We start from the raw sequence: 18,159 nt of genomic DNA, 5'->3' as shown, positions 1-18,159 counted from the left end.
CGGCGCCCGTTTGATCGGCGCACAATATGCAGGCGGCGGGCACTGCGCTACCGCCTGTTTGCGACACGCCACGGATGCGGCGCGACCCGTCGTGGCTCAGGAAAAACAGCTACCGTCAGGCAAACGCCCAGACGTCCTCGGCCTGGAAGCCGACCTGGTAGCCGGCGGTCTTCAGCTTGACCACGACCTGGCCGATTTCCGGGGCGGGCAGCGCACCGACCTCGATCTTGATCATGCCGGGACGGTAGCGCTTGAGGTCGAGCTGTTCGAAGACGATCCAGTCGGCGCCTTCGCAATCGACGAGGAAGGCGTCGATATGGCTGACGCCGTTACGGTCGAGCAATGTCTGCAAGGTCTCCGACGGCACCTCGATGTCTTTCAGATGCGGCGCGAACTTGTTGAAGTTGGCATCGGCCTCGCCCCAGGCGTTCTTGCCCGACATCAAATTGGTGTCGGTCACCGACGAGCAACCGATGAACTCGATCGGCAGCGTGCCGGCCTCCAGGGCAGCGGCATCGAAAGTGTGGACGGTGATGGTGCCCTTGGTCTTGGTCACCGCCACAGGCTCGATGATGAAGCGCTCCGTATCTGGATAGTTGGCGCGTAGCCGCTTCTGATTGTACGGGATCGGCTCGACCAGCACGGCGCGGGCCCTTGGGATGCGGTGCAGCCAGGGCGTCACGTCATCGAACAGCGCGCCATCGCAGGCGCCGACATTGACCATCTGGAATGGCCGGCCGCCAACACCGAAATGCGCCCTCAGCGCCGCTTTGACCAGGAATTTGGTGCCGCGCAGTGACGGCCCGCGATCGAGCAGGCCGGCGGGAAGGCCAAGCGACAGGGCAATGCGCGCCAGGCTGGAAACCGAACTCATGATTTGTCTCCGGGAATGACGTGCAAGGCGGTGCGATGCTGGCCACGGGCGACCGCCGCCCACAGTTCCATGAAGAGCGGCGCCAGCAGCAGGAATGGCGGGATCAGATGCGGGAAATAAATGCGCGTATCGTGGATCGGAAAGACGGTGAATTTGGCTAGCGCGCCGAGCACCAGCGCCGCGAAAAGGATACCGGCGCGGCGATCGAGCTTGAAGCCGGCACGGCTCGCCGCATACCAGCCGGCCAGCGCCAGCACCGAAACGCCGATCCAACTGTTCAGGTTGACGGCGCGCAGCAGCGACGTGGCGAACGCCCTGAGATAGGCGATGACCGAGAAGGCCGGCTCGAACCCGTCCATATTGTAGTGCTGTTCGATGCTGGAGAACCAAAGATGCGGCCACCAGCCGGGATGATGGGCCCAGTGCGAAATGGCGAAATAGGCAATGAAGGACGCGGCAAAGCCGGCCAGCGCGCCCAATGCCTGCTGCCGGAAGACGACCAGCAGCACAGCGAAAAAAGCAAGGAAAACAATATTGTCCGGTCGCACCATGAAGGCGAGAAAGAGCAGGATCGCCGTCGCCGCCTCGCGGCCTCTGACGTAGGCGTAGAGCCCGCCGAGCAGCAGCGCCGAGGTGAGCAGATCCGGCGTCGAGGCGCGCGCCGCATCGCCGAAATCGGCCATGATCAGCACCGCGCCGACCACCGGCGCCAGGGCCAATGCGTTTTGCGAACGCAGCCAGAGCAGCGTGATCGCGCCGAACAGCAGTGCCGAAAACACCTGCACCAGACGCATCGCCTCGACCGGTGACATCACCCCGCTTAGCGTCGACAGGATTTCGGCATAGAGGAACTTGATCCGGTACATGCCGAGCAGCGAATGGAAGTCGGCGGCGTTCTGCGCCATGTGGCTGCGGAAGCCGCCGCCATCGTCGGTCAGCGCCTTGTAGTCGCCGGCCGAGACACCCGATTTGACGGTGTCGTAGGTATAGTCATGCAGCACTTGCGCATCGGGGTAGGTGCTCTCCTCCGATATGGCGAGATAGGGCAGCATGTCCCAGTTGGCGTCGGGCATCACCCAGGCCGTGAACGCCGTCAGAAGGATATAGAGCGCGAAAGCCGCGGCGCCGATCGGAGCCGCCAGCCGCGCATAAGTTCCCTCACCCCACGCCAGACCGGCCTCGACGAGCCGGTCGAGTGGATTCTTTGCAGAGGGCGACTTGGTCAGCATGACAGTGTTCAGCGAACCTCGTTAACGGACTTGGCTTTTGACGAAATCCTTCACGATCGCCACGATGCCGCGCGACAAAAGGCTGTCGAAGGCGTCGACGAAGCGGTCGACATGCTCGCGCTGGCAGATCAGCGGCGGCTCCAGCCGGATGACGTTGCGGTTGTATTCGGTGAAGGCGACGAGCACGTCATAGTCGCGCAACAACAGCGCGCCGACGAAGCCGGACAGCGAGCCCTTCAGCTTGTCGTCGAGCACGCTGACGATGGGGCGCAGTACCATAGGCAAGGTCTGCGAGAAGTCGTGGAACTCCAGGCCAATCATGAAACCCTTGCCGCGCACGTCCTTGATGATCTTGGGGTATTTTTCCCTGAGCGCCTGCAGGCGCTGCAGCAGGTAATCGCCGGTGACGGCGGCGTTGTCGATCAGCCCCTCGTCGTAGAGCACGTTGATGCCCTCGATCGCGGTGGCGCACGCCTCGCCCATGCCACCGAAGGTGGCCATGGCATGGATCATCGCCGTCTTCGGCGTGCCGTAGGCCTTCATGTAGATTTCGCGGCGCGCAATCATCGCACCGACCGCTGCCTTGCCGGCGCCAAGCGACTTGGCCAATGCCGTCACGTCAGGCACGACGCCGTAATGCTCGAAGGCATAGAAGCGGCCCGAGCGGCCATAGCCGCACTGGACTTCGTCGGCGACCCACAGCACGCCATACTGGTCGCACAGCGCCCGCAGCTTTTGCCAGTATTCAGTCGGCGCCTGAATGATGCCGCCGCCGCCCTGGATGGTTTCCAGCACGATGACGCCGACTTCCGGATCGGAGCGGAACAGGCGCTCCACGGCTTCGACGTCGGCGAAGGGAATGCGCACCGTGTTGTCGGCCATCTTGAAGTCGGCGCGATAGAGCTGGCCGTCGGTGATGCCCAGCACACCCTTGGTCTTGCCGTGGAAGGAATTCTCAGCATAGACGATCTTCGGCCGCTTCGGACCGGCGGCGCGCTCGGCGAGCTTCACCGCCGCTTCCATCGCTTCCGAGCCGGACGAGCCGAGGAACACCATATCGAGATCGCCAGGCGAGCATTTGGCGATGTTGTGCGCCAACGCGGCCGCATATTGCGACATGAAGGCGATGGCGATTTCCTGCCGCTTTTCCTCCTGGAATTTTTTGCGGACTTCCAGAATGCGCGGATGGTTGTGGCCGAAGGCCAACGAACCGAAGCCGCCGAAGAAATCGAGGATCTTGCGGCCGTTCTGGTCGATGTAGAACATGCCCTCGGCACGCTCGATCTTGATCTTGTGGAAGCCGAGCAACTTCATGAAATGCAGCTGGCCCGGGTTGAGATGCGCCTTGAACAGGTCGGTCATCCCTGCGACATCCATCGCCTTGGCCTGCTCGACGCTGATCAGGTCGGGCTTGGCGATGGTGGCGGGCGACAGCGTCGGCGCGCTGACCAGGGTGCGCGTATTCGTCTGCTCCGGCTTGGCCATGACGGTCATTTCAATCTCCTGTCAGCGCTCCGACCAGCGTCGTGCGCAATAAACTGTGTTGGCAGGCCGCTATTCGCCGGGCACATGTTTGGTGGCGACAGCGGGACCTGCCTTCTTGGCGCGGTATTCGCTGTAGGCGGCGATCAGCATGTCCTCGTCGCGGTATTGCGGCACCCAGCCGAGCTGGCGCTCGGCCTTGGATACGTCGAGCACGCATTCCTCGTCGGCGATCAGATATTGCTCGGGATTCATGATCGGCAGGTTGATGAGATCGAGCAGGTCGAGCGTGCGCTTGACCGCCCAGCCGGGCGTAGGCAGCAGGATCGACTTCGAGCCGGCATGCCGGATCAGGTCGCCGAGCAATTTTCTCACCGGCGGCGGGTTGAGCGAGCCGAGATTATAGGCCTCGTTGGGCACACCGGCCTTCCAGGCCGCGCGTGCGGCCTCGGCGCAGTCGAACACCGAGATGAATTGATAAGGGTTGCGGCCCGAACCGATCATCGGCACCGGAAAACTCCAGTCGATCAGCTTGAACAGCTTTTCCAGGATGCCGAGCCGGCCGGGTCCGATGATCAGGCGCGGACGAAACAGCGAGATCGACATGCCGCGCCTGCGCCATTCGGCGGCCAGTTCCTCGGTCTTCTGCTTCGACCAGCCATATTCGCCGAGCGGCGCGACCGGATGCTCCTCGGTCATCGGCTGGGTGACCGTGTGGCCGTAGATCATGTCGGTCGTGTAGTGGACAAGCTTCGGCGCGCCAGCCTTGTCCATGGCCTGCATGATGTGCTCGGTGCCGTGGACGTTGACCGGAAAGAAGAAGTCGTGCCGCTTGGCACGCACCTGGATAGGCGACAGCATCTTGGCCGACAAATTGTAGACCATGTCGTCGGCTTTCAGCCCGACCGCGGCAACCGAGCCCGTGTCGGTGACGTCGCACTTGATGAAGCGGACATTGCGGTAATGCGCAAGGTCGCTCTTGGCGATGTCGACGACGACGACTTCCTCACCATCAGCCACAAGCTTCGGCGCAAGGTGGCGGCCGACGAAGCCGTCACCGCCGAAAATCACATGTCTCATCGAACGATCTCGTTTGCTTGTATCTTGTCGGAGGTGATGGACGCGCTCTGCTCCTCATGCCCTCGCCCACTTTGCGCGATCAGCACCGTGCCGACGCAGATGCAGGCGATGCCGGCGATGCGCCAGCCGTTGAGATCCTCGCGGAACACGAAATAGGCGAAGATCGCGACGGCGACGTAAGCCAGGCTGAGAAACGGATAGGCAAAGGAGAGTTCGACTTTGGAAAGCACATAGAGGTGCGAAACCATCGAAATGACGAAGGTGCACAGGCCAAGGAAGACCCAGGGGCTGAAGACGATCTGCAACAGCTTGATCACCGGATTGGTGCCCTCGAACGAAATCGGTCCGAGCGAAATCATGCCTTGCTTCAGCATAAGCTGCGCGGCGGCATTGGTCATGACCGTAAAGAGAATGAAGACGATATATTTCATTTCAACCCGCCACCCCCGCAATATCAGGTAATACAAACCTGAAAAGATTTCGTGAACTCACGAGACTATTTTGAGCAAACCTTGCCGTTAAGCGCTCAGAAACCGTGATTCATTCCAATTTTATCTATTCGGCCGCCTCGGCGCCGCGGCGCCTGTGGTCGATGCTCCCGGCCGTGCGCGCCCAGAAATCGGACATGAAGGCGGGATCGCGCAACGCTTCCAGTCTCGGCCAGTCCGGGAACGAAGCGCTGAAGGTCGCAGCCGACATGCGTGCATCCTTGTATGGGTTGACCGCCCCCCCGGCCGCGATTGTCATGCGGTCGAGCTCGCCGAGCAGGGCAAGCGTCGCCGCTCCCCTGTTGGGGAAGTCCAGCGTCAGCGTGTAGCCCGGCCTCGGGAACGACAGCAGTGCCGGCGAGCGGACTCCGCCGAAGCGCTTCAGGACGGTGAGGAAGGACCCCTGCCTGGCCTGGCGGGCAGCCGTCAGCAATGCCGGCACGATCGCGCGCGCCGCCTCTTCCGGGACCACGCTTTGATGCTGGAACAGCCCCTTCGGGCCATAGAGCCTGTTCCAGTCGTGCAAACCGTCGAGCGGGAAGAAAAAGCCCTGGTATTCGACCTGGCGCGGCACGGTAGCCGGGCGTTTTTTCCACCTGTAGGCAGCGTTGAACGCGGTCAGGAACGGCCGGCTGAGCACGTTGAAAGGCGGCTGGAACGGCACCGAGAATTTCCCGTTTGCACGCGCGGCCGCGTGCGAGCCATGCTCGGCGTGGTTGCCGGTAAACAGCAAGCCCCGTCCGCTGTCGCGGCCACGGGCAAGTTGGTCGATCCAGGCGACGGCATATTCATTGGCCTGGTCCGCAGCCTCGGCAAGGTCGAAATATTCGCCGAGATCGCGAAACCGCGCCGTCTTTTCGATGATGTCGAGCGACGGAACCCGCATCAGCCGGATCGAGGCCGACAGAATCAGGCCCGTGAGGCCCATGCCCCCGATGGTCGCCCGAAACAGACGCGGATTTTCGGTCGCCGAGCAGCGATAGCTACGCCCGTCCGACCGCAGCAGGGTGAAGCTTTCCACATGGCAACCGAACGTGCCGCGCCGGTGATGGTTCTTGCCATGGACATCGTTGGCGATGGCGCCGCCGAGCGTGACGAATTGTGTGCCGGGGACCACCGCCGGAAAGAAACCGTGAGGCGCGGCATGTGCAATGACATCCGCGAGCAGCACACCGGCATCCGCTTCGAGCAGGCCGCTCTCGGCGTTGAAGCCGCGAATGCGGTTCAGGGACCGCATGTCGATGACCGTGCCCGCCTGGTTCTGGCAGGAATCGCCATAGGACCGGCCATTGCCATAGGCAAGCAACGATGCTTGCCTGGCCTGGCCGCCTTTCAGCAGTGCAATGGCGTCATCGGCATGCATCGCCCTTGCCGCCGGCGGCGTGGCAAGGCCAAAGCTCTGGAAGCGTTCGGCCATGCCTACCAGCCCCCGATGACCAGCAACACGGCGCCGATCGCCACCACGATCTGGCTACGCCAGTCGCGTATGATGAAGACGACCGGGTCATCGTGCATTTCGTCGCGGCGCGCCAGGATCCAGACACGCATGGTGAGGTAGAGTACGATCGGCGCCAGCGGCCAGATCAGCCAGGGATGCGGATAGAGTTCGCGCACCGCGACGCTGTCCATGTAGAGCGCCAGCACCAGCGCCGAGGAGAAGGCCGAAGCCATGCCGGCCTGGGCGACGATCTCCTGGTCTTCGGTGCGATAGCCGCGGCCGGCAATGCGTTCTCCTGGCGGAATGGCGGTGGTGCGCAATTCGACGAAGCGCTTCACCAGCGCCAGCGACAGGAAGAAGAAGATCGAGAAGGCGAGCAGCCAGAACGAGACGTCGACGCCTGTGGCGGCCGCGCCCGCCAGCACACGGATCGTATACAGCCCGGCGAGCGTCAGTACGTCGACCAGAAGCATCCGCTTGAACGACAGCGAATAGGCCGTGGAGACGACCATATAGCTGCCGAGCACTCCGAGGAATTCGATCGGCAGAAGGCAGCCGGTGCCGACGCCGATCGCCAGCAGCACCGCGATCGCGCCAAGGCCGAACGGGATCGAGAGCGCGCCGCTGGCGAACGGCCTGTTGCGCTTAGTGACGTGCTTGCGGTCGAGCGCAAGGTCGAAGAAGTCGTTGAGGATATAGATCGCCGAGGCAACGGCGCTGAACGAGACGAACGCCAGCAGGCATTCCCAGATCATGTTGGAGTTGAAATATTCGTGCGACAGCATCATCGGCACGGCGATCAGCGAATTCTTCAGCCATTGGTGGACGCGCAGCATCTTGATGATGGTCCGCAATGTCGGCTTCGGAGCCGGCATCGTTTCGGCGCCATGCGCCGCCTGCCAGCGCGCGGCATGGCGGTCCGGCGCCACCACGATCGCGCTGCGCGCCGCGTCGAAGACCTGGAGGTCATGGCGGCTGTTGCCGGCATAGTCGAAACCGGCATCGCCATAGGCTGCGAGGAGCGAGGCGCGCTTCTTGCCCGAAGTGAGATTGTCGAGGCCGTCGGTGGCCAGCACCCGGTCGAAGATGCCGAGATGGACGGCAATGGCATCGGCGAACTTGCGCGGCGTGCCGGTGGCCAGCACGAGCTTGCGGCCTTCGGCGTGCTCGGTGCGGAGCCGGTCGAGCAGCGGCGCCCGATAGGGCAGCATGGCGGGGTCGATGTCGACGCGCTGGGCGATCGCCTGCTTCAGCCGTGCCGGTCCCCCGGCCGCCCAGAAAGGCACCAGGAAAAGATAGAGCGGGTTCTTCTTGAGGAGGATGAACAGTCCTTCCCACAACAGGTCGGTCGCGATCAGCGTGCCGTCGAGATCGACCGCAAGCGGTATTGCGTTCCTGTCCGACCGCGCGTCCATGCCCGTCCTGCCCTGCCAGCATATGATCCGGAAACCGGAACCCGTTGAGCGCCGTATTTCGGCGTCTTGGACAGTGGTATAGCGGGGGATCGCCTAGCGAACGTTAAAACGTACGGTTGCAGACGGCTGCCGCGGCGGTATTTCAGGCGTCACTGTTAAGCAACAGCTACCGGAAACGATAAAAGGCCGGACAAATGCCCGGCCTTTCCAACCATGCCACGGAGATTACTTGATGCGGGCGACGCCGCCGGAAATCTCGATGGTTTCCGAACCGGTCAGGGCTTCGAGGTCACCGTTCGGCAAGGTGACGAAGCAGCCGTTCTGGCAGAACTCGACGGTTTCACCGCCGGCCAGGGCAAGCTCGGTCTTGCTGCCGCCCTCGGTCACGACCAGCGTGCGGGTCTCGGCGTCCTTGTTGACCGCGCTGGCGGCATGGGCCGAGCCGCTCACGGCGAGCAAAGCCACGGCAGCGACGAGAGACTTCCACATTTGCAGTATCGGTGTTCCCACCGCCTCTGTTGCATTTCACAAGGCATTTTCGCCTTAGCATGGGAGCTTATATGAGATGAAAGCTGAACCGCAACTGAATGCCGCATTCATGCCGCAATTGGCTTTGGCTTTTGCCTACCCCGTTAATCTGGCCGCCCGGCACGAAATGAGCCGAAAGGCAGCGACGGGCGCCGCCCGGCAGGCCGGATCCCGGGCCTAGTCCGGATCGGGCTTCTTGGACTTGCGCGGCTTCGGCAGCTTTTTCGACTCCTCCTCGGCTTGCGCCTTGGCCTCTTCCTGCTCCGCGAAATCGGCCTCGATCTTGTCGTCATCGGTTGGCCAAGCCTGGTGCTTCTTGGCCTCGACGACCGCGCGCGGCGTGGAAGGGATTTCGATGTGCTGGTCGTCGAACTTCTCCAGCACGGTGAAGCGGACGTCGTTCTGCACGATGTTGCCGTTCATCACATCGGCCAGGAACACACGAATCTCGAATTCGAGCGCGGCGGGTCCGAAATTGGAAAACAGCACGAAAGGCTCGGGATTCTTCAACACCAGCGGATGGCTGCGCGCGATATCCAGCAGCACGGCGTGGACCTGCTTGACGTCGCTGCCATAGGCGACGCCGACCTTGATGTCGATGCGGCCGAGCTTGTTGCGGTGCGTCCAGTTGCCGACGGCGTTGTTGATCAGGTTGGAATTGGGCAGGATCACCGACTGCCGCTGGAAGGTCTCGATCTCCGTGGCGCGCACGCTGATCTTCTTGACCGTGCCGCTGACGTCGCCGGCCACGATCCAGTCGCCGACCTTGAAAGGGCGCTCGGCCAAAAGGATCAGGCCGGAGACGAAATTAGACACCACATTCTGCAGGCCGAAACCGATACCGAGGGAGAGAGCACCGGCGACCAGCGCCAGGCTGGAGAGGTCGATACCGGCGGCCGAGATGCCGACCAGCGCCGCCAAGGCGACGCCGGCATAGCCGACCGCCAGCCGGATCGAGTTGCGCACCCCGGTGTCGACCTTGCCGCGCGCCATGACCGAGCCGTCGAGCCAGCCCTGGAACCAGCGCGTCAGGAAATAGCCTATGACGAAGACGACGATGCCCGACAGGATGCCGGTGACCGAAATCGTCACCGAACCGATATTGATGCCGGTTGCGAGCTTATATGCCCACGCCTCGATATCGCCGGGCTGGAAGCCCCACATCAAGAGGATCAGCGGCAGGAACACCAGCACGATCATCAGGTTGATGGCGATGCTGACGACAAGGCCGAGCTGGTCGAGTGCGGTGTCCTCGTAGCTGGAATTGGCCGACAGCCAGCGCCCGACCGACGTGTTGGCGAAAGCGCCCTCCTCGCCGATCGCCTGCGCCGACAGGAAGCCGATATAGGCTGTTATCAGCGCGGTGCCGGTGACCACGACCTGCAGCGATACGAACAGAGCAAGGCCGATATAACCGAGCAGCGCCGCGATGATGGTGAAAAGCCCGAGCCCGAGCGAGGTGTAGCGCAACCATGCCGGCCATGGGCGCCAGCTGCCATCACGCGCCTTGAACGGCCTCAGCATTGCCATCAGGATCAGGATGACGCCGACGATGATGGTGGCGACGAAACTGCGCGCGATGGTCAGCGACAGCGGCGACCCCATCTTGTCGTTCACGATCGACAGGAAGGTGTTGAAGCTGATGACCACGGCCATGGCGGTGGTCAAGCGCACCAGCCAGCGCGCCGGCCCGGTTTCGACGGGGATGAGGCGCCAGTTGGGCAAACGCGGCTCGAGTGCCGCGTTGGTCAGCCGGTTGACGCAGAACACCACGCCGATGACGGCGGCCAACGCATTGAGGAAGAGGCCAATGTCGCCGCGCAAGACGTTGTAATAGTTGAAAAAGAAGATAGTCGAGCCGAGAAAGGCGGCGACCGCCAGCGTCGGCAGCAAGGTCGACCAGAAGGCGACCGAAAGACGGCTGAGATAGGATGGGTCCTCATTGCTGGGATCGGCCTCGAACACCCGCCCGAACAGGCGTCGCCCGCCGACCAGCAGCACCAGCGCCAGGCCGAGCGCCACGAAGGTTGCCGCCAGGATGGCCTGGAACTTGAACTTGATGGCGAAGCTCAGCCAGGACGACACAGCCTTGTAGAAATTGCCGAACTCGTCGCGCGCATCGGAAAACACCTGCGGACTCAAGGCGTCCGAGAGTACGTAGCGCTTGGTCAAAAGATTGCGGAACAGCGCGCTGCGCATGTTGCCGATCTTGTCGATCAGCCCGCTGATGCGGATCGACAGGTTCTGTGCGCTGGCGACGACCGCGTTGATCTCGGCCTTCTCCGACGCCAGCGCCTGGCGTTCGCCGGTCACTATGTCGGGCTCCTGCGGCTGGCCTGCCGCCGGCGGCGGGCCCAGCACCTCGATGCGATTGTTGATGTCGGTGAGGCGCGAACGGAATGCCAGCGCACTGGTGAGTGCCGACCGCGACAGATCCTCCAGTTGCAGACGGATATCCACGAGCGAGGCATCGTCCTCACCGTCCTGCTGTAATTTCTTCTCGAGATCATCGGTTTTGGCTGTCAGGCCCTGGATGACCTTCTGCTGATCGGTAACCAATCCGGCGGCGCCCTGGCCGAGCGCTTGCGCCATCGCCTCAAACGAAGGCGGCGCCGAAACGACAAGCGCGAGGATCAGGATGAGGCGAAGCAATCGAAAAAGCATGATCTGTTGGCGACTCACGGAGCGCAAAGGCAATTCAAAAAAAGCCTGTCCTTGATAAAGACGGCCATATCATGGGGCAAGCCGTCGCATCGAGGCGTCGGCCAGTCGAAAGGCCATGGCGCAATATTGGCTTTGCCGATGCGGCCTGCTCTATAGTCTGCCGCATCGCCCGCAACGGACACCTTACACATGGCAGAGTACTCGGCCCTTTCGCTGCTCGCGAACGCGCTCAAGGGAAACAAGGACTGGAAGCCGGCCTGGCGCAAGCCGGATCCGAAGGCCTCCTACGACGTCATCATCATCGGCGGCGGCGGTCACGGCCTGGCGACCGCCTACTATCTGGCCAAGGAACACGGCATCACCAATGTCGCGGTACTGGAGAAAGGCTGGCTGGGATCCGGCAATGTCGGCCGCAACACCACGGCCGTGCGCTCGAACTATCTGCTGCCGGCCAATACCCGCTTCTACGAGCATTCGATGAAGCTTTGGGAGGGCCTGTCGCACGAGCTCAATTACAACGTCATGTTCTCGCAGCGCGGCTGCCTGAACCTGGCGCACACGCCGGCTCAGTTCGACGACTACGCGAGGCGCGGCAACGCCATGCGCCATCTCGGCGTCGACGCGGAATTGATGACGCCAGCCGAGATCAAGCGCCTGATCCCGGCGCTCGATATCTCCAATGATGCACGCTTTCCCGTGGTTGGCGGCCTGATGCAGCGGCGCGCCGGCACCGCCCGGCACGATGCGGTTGCCTGGGGCTATGCGCGCGGCGCCGACCGCCGCGGCGTCGACATCATCGAGAATTGCGAGGTCACCGGCTTTCTGCGCGACGGCGACCGCATCACCGGCGTCACCACCTCGCGCGGCGATATCAGGGCCAAGAAAGTGGCGGTCGCGGTGGCCGGCAGCACCGGCCGCGTCATGCAACTGGCCGGCGTCGAGACGATGCCGATCGAAAGCCATGTGCTGCAGGCCTTCGTCACCGAATCGCTGAAACCTTTCATCGACACCGTCGTGACCTTCGGCATGGGCCATTTCTACATGTCGCAGTCCGACAAGGGCGGCCTTGTCTATGGCGGCGACATCGACGGCTACAACAGCTACGCCCAGCGCGGCAATCTGCCCATCGTCGACGAGGTGATGAGCGAGATGCTGGCGCTTTTCCCAGGCCTTGCCCGCGTGCGCATGCTGCGCTCCTGGGGCGGCGTCTGCGACATGTCGATGGATGGCTCGCCGATCATCGCCATCGGCCCCCTGCCCGGCATGTATCTCAATTGCGGCTGGTGCTATGGCGGCTTCAAGGCGACTCCTGCTTCCGGCTGGTGCTTTGCCTGGACCATCGCCAAGGACCAGCCGCACGATTTCAACGCCCCTTTCACGCTCGACCGCTTTCATCGCGGCCTGGTGATCGACGACAAGGGTCAGGGCGCGAACCCGCGGCTTCATTAGGAACATTCCGTGCTGATCACTTGCCCCTACTGCGGCCCGCGCGACGTCATCGAGTTCACCTATCAGGGCGACGGAAACCGCGAGCGTCCCGACCCCGCCTCGCAGAATTTCGAGGCCTGGAACGCCTATGTCTACGACCGGCTGAATCCGGCCGGCGACCACAACGAGATCTGGCAGCATTCCGGCGGCTGCCGGGCGCATCTGAGGGTTGTGCGCAACACGCTGACGCATGAGATTTCCAGTGTCGCCTTCGTGCGCGGCGATCACAGCTCGGCCGCGCGCCGCAAGGCGGAGGACAAGCCATGAGCCCGCGCCGCACCGACACCGGCGGCCGCATAGACCGGCTGAAGACGATCCGCTTCACTTTCGACGGCGTTGCCTATACCGGGCATGGCGGCGACACGCTGGCGTCCGCGCTGCTGGCCAATGGCGTCACGCTGTTCGGACGTTCCTTCAAATACCATCGGCCGCGCGGCCTGCTGAGCGCGGGCGTCGAGGAGCCCAACGCGCTGGTAACGGTGCTGAAGGGCGAAGTGCGCGAACCCAACATCCCGGCGACCATGGTCGAGATCCATGACGGGCTGAGTGCCGTCAGCCAGAACCGTTTCCCCTCGCTCACCTGGGACATCCATGCCGTCAACCAGCTCGGCGGCAAGATCCTGTCGGCCGGCTTCTACTACAAGACCTTCATGGGTCCGGTTATCGGCCCGCTGAAAGGCACGCGGTTCTGGATGTTCTGCGAGCATTTCATCCGCCGCGCCGCCGGCCTTGGCAGCGCCGGATCGGCAAAGGACCCGGCCCGCTATGAACGCATGAACGCTTTTTGCGACGTGCTTGTGGTCGGCTCCGGCCCGGCCGGGCTGATGGCCGCCAAGGCTGCCGCCGATCAAGGCGCACGCGTTGTCCTGGCCGATCTCGAGCCGCGTTTCGGCGGTTCGGGCAACTGGTCGGGCGAAACCATCGATGGCGCACCGGCGGCTGAATGGGTGCGGCGCACCGTCGCCCAGCTCGAGGCCCGCGACAATGTCCGGCTTCTGCCGCGCACCACGGTCTGGGGTTACTACGACAACAACACGCTTGCCGCGCTCGAGCGGGTCAGCGACCACAAGGCGCAGCCCGCCAAGGGTGAGCCGCGCCATCGCTACTGGGCGATCCGCGCCCGTTCCGTGGTGCTGGCCACCGGCGCCTTCGAAAGGCCACTGGTGTTTCCCGGCAATGACCGGCCCGGCGTGATGCTGGCGCACGCGGCGGAGCGCTACGCCAGCGAATTCGGCGTGCTGCCGGGGCAGCGGGTCGTGGTGTTCACCAACAATGACAGCGCCTACCGGTCGGCGCTGGCGCTGAAGCAGGCTGGTGCTGCGATCGTTGCCATCGTCGACGTGCGCCCGCAACCGTCCGCCGAGATGAGCTCCCTGGCCGGCGAAGCCGAGGCGGAATTGCTATCCGGTCATGCGGTGGTCGCCACGGAAGGTGGCAAGGCCTTGTCCGGCCTCAAGGTCCAGCGGTTCGACATGGTCGCCGGTGCGCTGAGCGGCGATGCGCGCAGCGTCCATGCCGATTGCCTGCTGATGTCGGGCGGCTGGTCGCCGACCATCCATCTGGCCAGCCAGGCCGGCGCCAAAGCGGAATGGAACGCCGCCCGGCAAGCCTTCCTGCCGCCCAAGCCGACACAAAACTGGATCGGCGCCGGTGCCTTCACCGGCAGCTTTTCGACGGTCGAGGCGATCGCCGAAGGACGCGCCGCAGGCCTTGCCGCGGCCGGAGGAACAGGCACGCCGGCGGCGCTGCCCACTGTCGAGGCAACTCCTGGAGACCAGGATCCCGCGCCTGTGTTCGAGATCAAGGGCAGCGGCAAGAGCTTTGTCGACTTGCAGCACGACGTCACGGCGGAGGATGTCCGCCTGGCGCATCGCGAAGGCTTCGTCTCAGTCGAGCACCTGAAGCGCTACACCACGCTCGGCATGGCCACCGACCAGGGCAAGAGCTCCAATGTTCCCGGCCTTGCCATCATGGCGGAAGCGCTCGGCAAGCCGATCCCGGAAGTCGGCACGACCCGCTTCCGGCCACCCTTCGCGCCGGTGTCGATCGGCTCGCTGGCAGCCGAACGTTTCGGTGACCTCAAGCCCGAGCGGCTTACGCCGATGCATGACTGGCACCTCGCCAATGGCGCGACCATGTATTCGGCCGGCCTCTGGTACCGGCCGATGATCTACGGGCTTTCAGGCGAGACTGTCGAACAGGCCTATGTGCGAGAAGCCAAGGCGACGCGCGAAAGTGCGGGCATGGTCGATGTCTCGACACTGGGCAAGATCGCCGTGCAAGGCCCCGACGCGGCCGCGTTCCTGGACCGCGTCTACACCAACATGTTCTCGACGCTCGCCGTCGGCAAGGCACGCTACGGGCTGATGCTGCGCGAGGACGGCTTTGCCTTCGACGACGGCACCACCTGGCGGCTGGGCGAACAGGATTTCCTGATGACCACCACCACGGCCAATGCCGGCAAGGTGATGCAGCATCTGGAATATTTCCTCGACGTGATCTGGCCGGAACTCAAGGTCCATGTCACCTCGGTGACCGACGAATGGGCGGGAGCCGCGATAGGCGGCCCCAAAGCGAGGCAGATTCTCGCGGCCTGTGTCACCGGCACGGCTGTCGACAATGCGACGCTGCCCTTCATGGGCATCGTGCACGGTGAGATATCAGGTGTGCCGGTAATGATTTGCCGGCTATCCTTCTCCGGCGAAATGGCCTTCGAAGTCTATTCCGGCGCCGGCCACGGCACCCATGTCTGGGAAGCCTTGGTCGAGGCCGGCAAGCCGTTCGGGCTGGTGACCTACGGGCTCGAGGCGCTGGGCACGATGCGCATCGAGAAGGGTCATGTCACCGGCGCCGAGATCGATGGCCGCACCACGGCGCGCGACCTGCATCTCGACTGGATGCTGTCGAAGAAGAAGCCGTTCATCGGCTCCGCGATGATGGACCGGGAAGGCCTCGTCGCGTCCGAGCGGCTGGAACTGGTCGGCCTGATCGCGCTCGACAACCGGCCGCTCAATGGCGGCGCGCATATTGTCGAGGAAGTCGACGAAGCCAATCCGCACGGCTCGATCGGGCACATCACCGCCTGCTGTTATTCGCCGGCGCTCGGCAAGCATATCGCGCTGGCGCTGGTCAAGGGCGGCAAGGCCAGGCACGGCACGCGTGCCCATGTCTCCGACCCCTTGCGCAACCGCTTCGGGCCCGTGGAGATCGTCTCCAACCACTTCTACGATCCGGAAGGGACCCGCATGCATGGCTGAGCGTCAATCGCCCCTCGAACCGGAATTCCATGTCGGCTCGCACGGCAATTTCGAACATGGCGTCGAGATCTTGCTCACCGAAACCAGGCCGGGCTCGATCGTGCAACTCGCGGCATGGCCTGGCGAAGAGAAGAAACTGATGGCAGCGATCCGCGCCGTCAGCGGGCTCGCTCTGCCGGACGGCGCCGGCGGCGGCTTGAGCGACGGCGCGAAGTCGGTGTTCGGTTTCGCACCGGGAAAATTCACCGTGACCGATGAGGCCGAAGGATTGGCCGCGGCCTTCGCCAAGGCGGTGACGCCGGCCATCGGCACGGTGACGGACCTGTCGCATGGCCGCACCGCCATCCGCATTGCCGGGCCGAAAGCCGAATGGGTGCTGTCGAAATTCTTTGCCATCGACTTCGTTCTGCCCGCCTTTCCGGTCGGCGCCGGCCGCTCGACAACGCATCACGATGTCTTCGCCCAGATCCAGCGCACCGGCACCGACCAGTTCGACATCTATGTCTTCCGCTCTTTCGCCCGCTCGTTCTGGAAGGCGCTCTGCCATGCCAGCGAGGAAGTCGGCTACGAGGTGCAGTAGGCAGTGCGGCCGGATGTGCCCATTGCCGCTGCTTCTGGCCTCAATACCGGCCAGTTCTGCCGCTAGAGAATCCTGCCGCGGGCGCCCATGATGCAAAACATGGCCGCCCACGGTCCAAGGGATATGAAAATCCCGTCTCAAAGTCGGCATATTTGGTTCGAACATCCCCATGACTGCTGAACTATCCGCCGGCGCCACCGATCGCGCCGATGTGCCGGCCAGAGCCTTGCTCCTGCTGCCGCTGACGGTCGCCTGCGGCGTGTTCATGACCAGCCTCGACCAGAATGTCGTGGTGACGGCGCTGCCGGGCATCAGCGAAAGCCTTGGCCGTCCGCCGAGCCAGCTCGGCCTGCTGATCACCGTCTACGTCGCCAGCCTGATCATCTCCATGCCGCTCGGCGGCTGGGCGGCCGATCGTTTCGGCCTGCGCAACGTCTATTGCTTCGCCTTGCTGGTGTTTGCCGCTTCATCGGCTCTGTGCGGGCTCTCGAACGACATCTGGATGCTGGTCGGCGCCCGCGCGCTGCAGGGTTTCGGTGGCGCACTGATGGGCACGCTCGGCCAGGTCGTCATCCTGTCGACCTTCCCGCGCAGCCGGACCTTGAAGATCAACATGTATATCTCGCTGGCCGGCCAGTCCGGGCCGCTGGTCGGTCCGCTCGTCGGCGGCGCGCTGACCACCTACATCTCCTGGCGCTGGATTTTCTTCATCAACGTGCCGTTCGCGCTCGCCGCCGCAATCCTTGCCGCCTCACTCTTCCCGACAATGACCAAGCCCGTGCGCACGCGGTTCGATTTTCCAGGCTTTGTGCTGGTCGGCAGCGGCATGGTGCTGCTGGTCTTCGGCATGGACTCCCTTGCGGCGAAAGACGCCGCCAGCGGCATGATCGCGGCCGAGCTTGCGCTGGCGCTCATCATCCTGACGGCCGCCTCCTTCTATTGCCTGCGTGTGCGCAATCCCCTGCTCGATCTCAAGCTCCTGCGCATCCGCACCTTCCGCATCTCCTTCCTTACCGGAGGCGGCCTCGACACGATCGGTCTCAGCTCCGTCGTCTTCCTGCTGCCGCTGATGTTCCAGCTCGGCTTCGGCATGAGCGCGGTGCAGGCGGGATCGCTGACCTTCGTTGCGGCGGTCGGCTCGGTGGGTATGCGTTTCTTCATGCCACGCCTTCTCAACCGTTTCGGTTTTCGCCGCGTGCTGGTCTTCAACACGCCCGTGGTTGCCGCCATGGTCGCGGGCTTCGCCTTGATCCAAGCCACGACCCCGGTCTGGATCACGCTCACCTACATCTTCGTCTTTGGCGTCTTCCGCTCGGTGCAATGGGCTTCGACCGGCAATCTAGCCTATTCCGACATCGCGCCCGAGCAGCTCGCCCGCTTCAGCGCGCTCTATTACATCCTGTGGCAGCTGGCGGTCGCCATCAGCGTCGGCCTCGCGGCCGCGATGCTGTCGTTTCTCGCCGGCGGCGGGCCGGCCGTCGCCAGCGATTTCCGGATCCTGTTCGTGATCGAGGGCATCATCACGCTCTGCGCGCTGCTTGCCTATCTCAAGCTGACGCCGCAGGACGGCGCCCATGTCAGCGGCCACGGCGCGCACATGAATACGGAATAGCGGCCCTGCCCCGGTTGGCGGCCG

Annotated in this window: 15 protein-coding genes; 6 read left to right on the top strand and 9 right to left on the bottom strand. The window is 63.7% G+C overall.

All coding sequences use genetic code 11. From position 1 onward, the window contains the following. Positions 1-115: 115 nt before the first annotated feature. The 8 genes from EN850_RS24200 to EN850_RS24165 form a co-directional block, all read right to left on the bottom strand. On the bottom strand, positions 116-874 hold the full coding sequence (locus EN850_RS24200; protein WP_136092420.1) for an FkbM family methyltransferase: 759 nt from the start codon (positions 872-874) through the stop codon (positions 116-118). Then, positions 871-2,103 (bottom strand): hypothetical protein, encoded by a 1,233-nt coding sequence (locus EN850_RS24195; protein WP_136092419.1) that lies wholly within the window; start codon positions 2,101-2,103, stop codon positions 871-873. The genes EN850_RS24200 and EN850_RS24195 overlap by 4 nt, the downstream gene beginning before the upstream one ends. Positions 2,104-2,124: 21 nt before the next feature. Next, the gene (locus EN850_RS24190) at positions 2,125-3,588 is read right to left on the bottom strand and encodes an aspartate aminotransferase family protein (RefSeq protein WP_189343754.1); all 1,464 of its coding nucleotides are present in this window, start codon (positions 3,586-3,588) and stop codon (positions 2,125-2,127) included. A 69-nt stretch (positions 3,589-3,657) separates the two neighbouring features. Then, complete coding sequence (locus EN850_RS24185; RefSeq protein WP_136092418.1) at positions 3,658-4,665, bottom strand: NAD(P)-dependent oxidoreductase; 1,008 nt, start codon at positions 4,663-4,665, stop codon at positions 3,658-3,660. Beyond that, entirely contained in the window at positions 4,662-5,096 is a 435-nt protein-coding gene (locus tag EN850_RS24180) for an EamA family transporter (RefSeq protein WP_136092417.1), read from the bottom strand. The genes EN850_RS24185 and EN850_RS24180 overlap by 4 nt, the downstream gene beginning before the upstream one ends. A 124-nt stretch (positions 5,097-5,220) precedes the next feature. After that, positions 5,221-6,570, bottom strand: coding sequence for an FAD-binding oxidoreductase (locus tag EN850_RS24175; RefSeq protein WP_136092416.1), 1,350 nt, complete (start codon positions 6,568-6,570; stop codon positions 5,221-5,223). A gap of 2 nt (positions 6,571-6,572) precedes the next feature. After that, positions 6,573-8,006 (bottom strand): UbiA family prenyltransferase, encoded by a 1,434-nt coding sequence (locus EN850_RS24170; RefSeq protein WP_136092415.1) that lies wholly within the window; start codon positions 8,004-8,006, stop codon positions 6,573-6,575. Between the two features lie 225 nt (positions 8,007-8,231). Further along, positions 8,232-8,495 (bottom strand): hypothetical protein, encoded by a 264-nt coding sequence (locus EN850_RS24165; protein WP_127277681.1) that lies wholly within the window; start codon positions 8,493-8,495, stop codon positions 8,232-8,234. Between the two features lie 76 nt (positions 8,496-8,571). Here EN850_RS24165 and EN850_RS36450 point away from each other — a divergent pair, with 76 nt between their 5' ends. Further along, complete coding sequence (locus EN850_RS36450; protein WP_189343742.1) at positions 8,572-8,715, top strand: hypothetical protein; 144 nt, start codon at positions 8,572-8,574, stop codon at positions 8,713-8,715. Here EN850_RS36450 and EN850_RS24160 read toward each other — a convergent pair. Next, positions 8,712-11,198, bottom strand: a complete 2,487-nt coding sequence (locus EN850_RS24160; protein WP_135928414.1) for a mechanosensitive ion channel family protein — start codon at positions 11,196-11,198, stop codon at positions 8,712-8,714. The two genes, EN850_RS36450 and EN850_RS24160, sit on opposite strands and share 4 nt — an antisense overlap. A 189-nt stretch (positions 11,199-11,387) precedes the next feature. Between EN850_RS24160 and EN850_RS24155 the strand changes: the two genes are divergently transcribed. The 5 genes from EN850_RS24155 (at position 11,388) to EN850_RS24135 (ending at position 18,135) form a co-directional block, all read left to right on the top strand. After that, a complete protein-coding gene (locus EN850_RS24155; RefSeq protein ID WP_135915698.1) occupies positions 11,388-12,647 on the top strand; it encodes a sarcosine oxidase subunit beta in 1,260 nt (419 codons plus the stop codon). A gap of 9 nt (positions 12,648-12,656) precedes the next feature. Next, positions 12,657-12,953, top strand: coding sequence for a sarcosine oxidase subunit delta (locus tag EN850_RS24150; protein ID WP_027145874.1), 297 nt, complete (start codon positions 12,657-12,659; stop codon positions 12,951-12,953). Beyond that, positions 12,950-15,943 carry a sarcosine oxidase subunit alpha gene (locus EN850_RS24145; protein WP_136092414.1) on the top strand — a complete coding sequence of 998 codons (2,994 nt, stop codon included), beginning with the start codon at positions 12,950-12,952 and terminating at the stop codon, positions 15,941-15,943. The genes EN850_RS24150 and EN850_RS24145 overlap by 4 nt, the downstream gene beginning before the upstream one ends. Continuing rightward, positions 15,936-16,523: a sarcosine oxidase subunit gamma gene (locus tag EN850_RS24140; RefSeq protein WP_135866646.1), complete on the top strand. Its 588-nt coding sequence runs from the start codon at positions 15,936-15,938 to the stop codon at positions 16,521-16,523. The genes EN850_RS24145 and EN850_RS24140 overlap by 8 nt, the downstream gene beginning before the upstream one ends. 169 nt (positions 16,524-16,692) lie before the next feature. Continuing rightward, positions 16,693-18,135 (top strand): MFS transporter, encoded by a 1,443-nt coding sequence (locus tag EN850_RS24135; protein ID WP_136092413.1) that lies wholly within the window; start codon positions 16,693-16,695, stop codon positions 18,133-18,135. Positions 18,136-18,159: the final 24 nt, after the last annotated feature.

It is taken from the genome of Mesorhizobium sp. M8A.F.Ca.ET.207.01.1.1, assembly GCF_004794715.1.
In the GTDB taxonomy this organism is placed as follows: Bacteria; Pseudomonadota; Alphaproteobacteria; order Rhizobiales; family Rhizobiaceae; genus Mesorhizobium.
The sequence above is the reverse complement of the archived record's forward strand: the minus strand, read 5'-3'. Positions and strand labels throughout refer to the sequence as shown.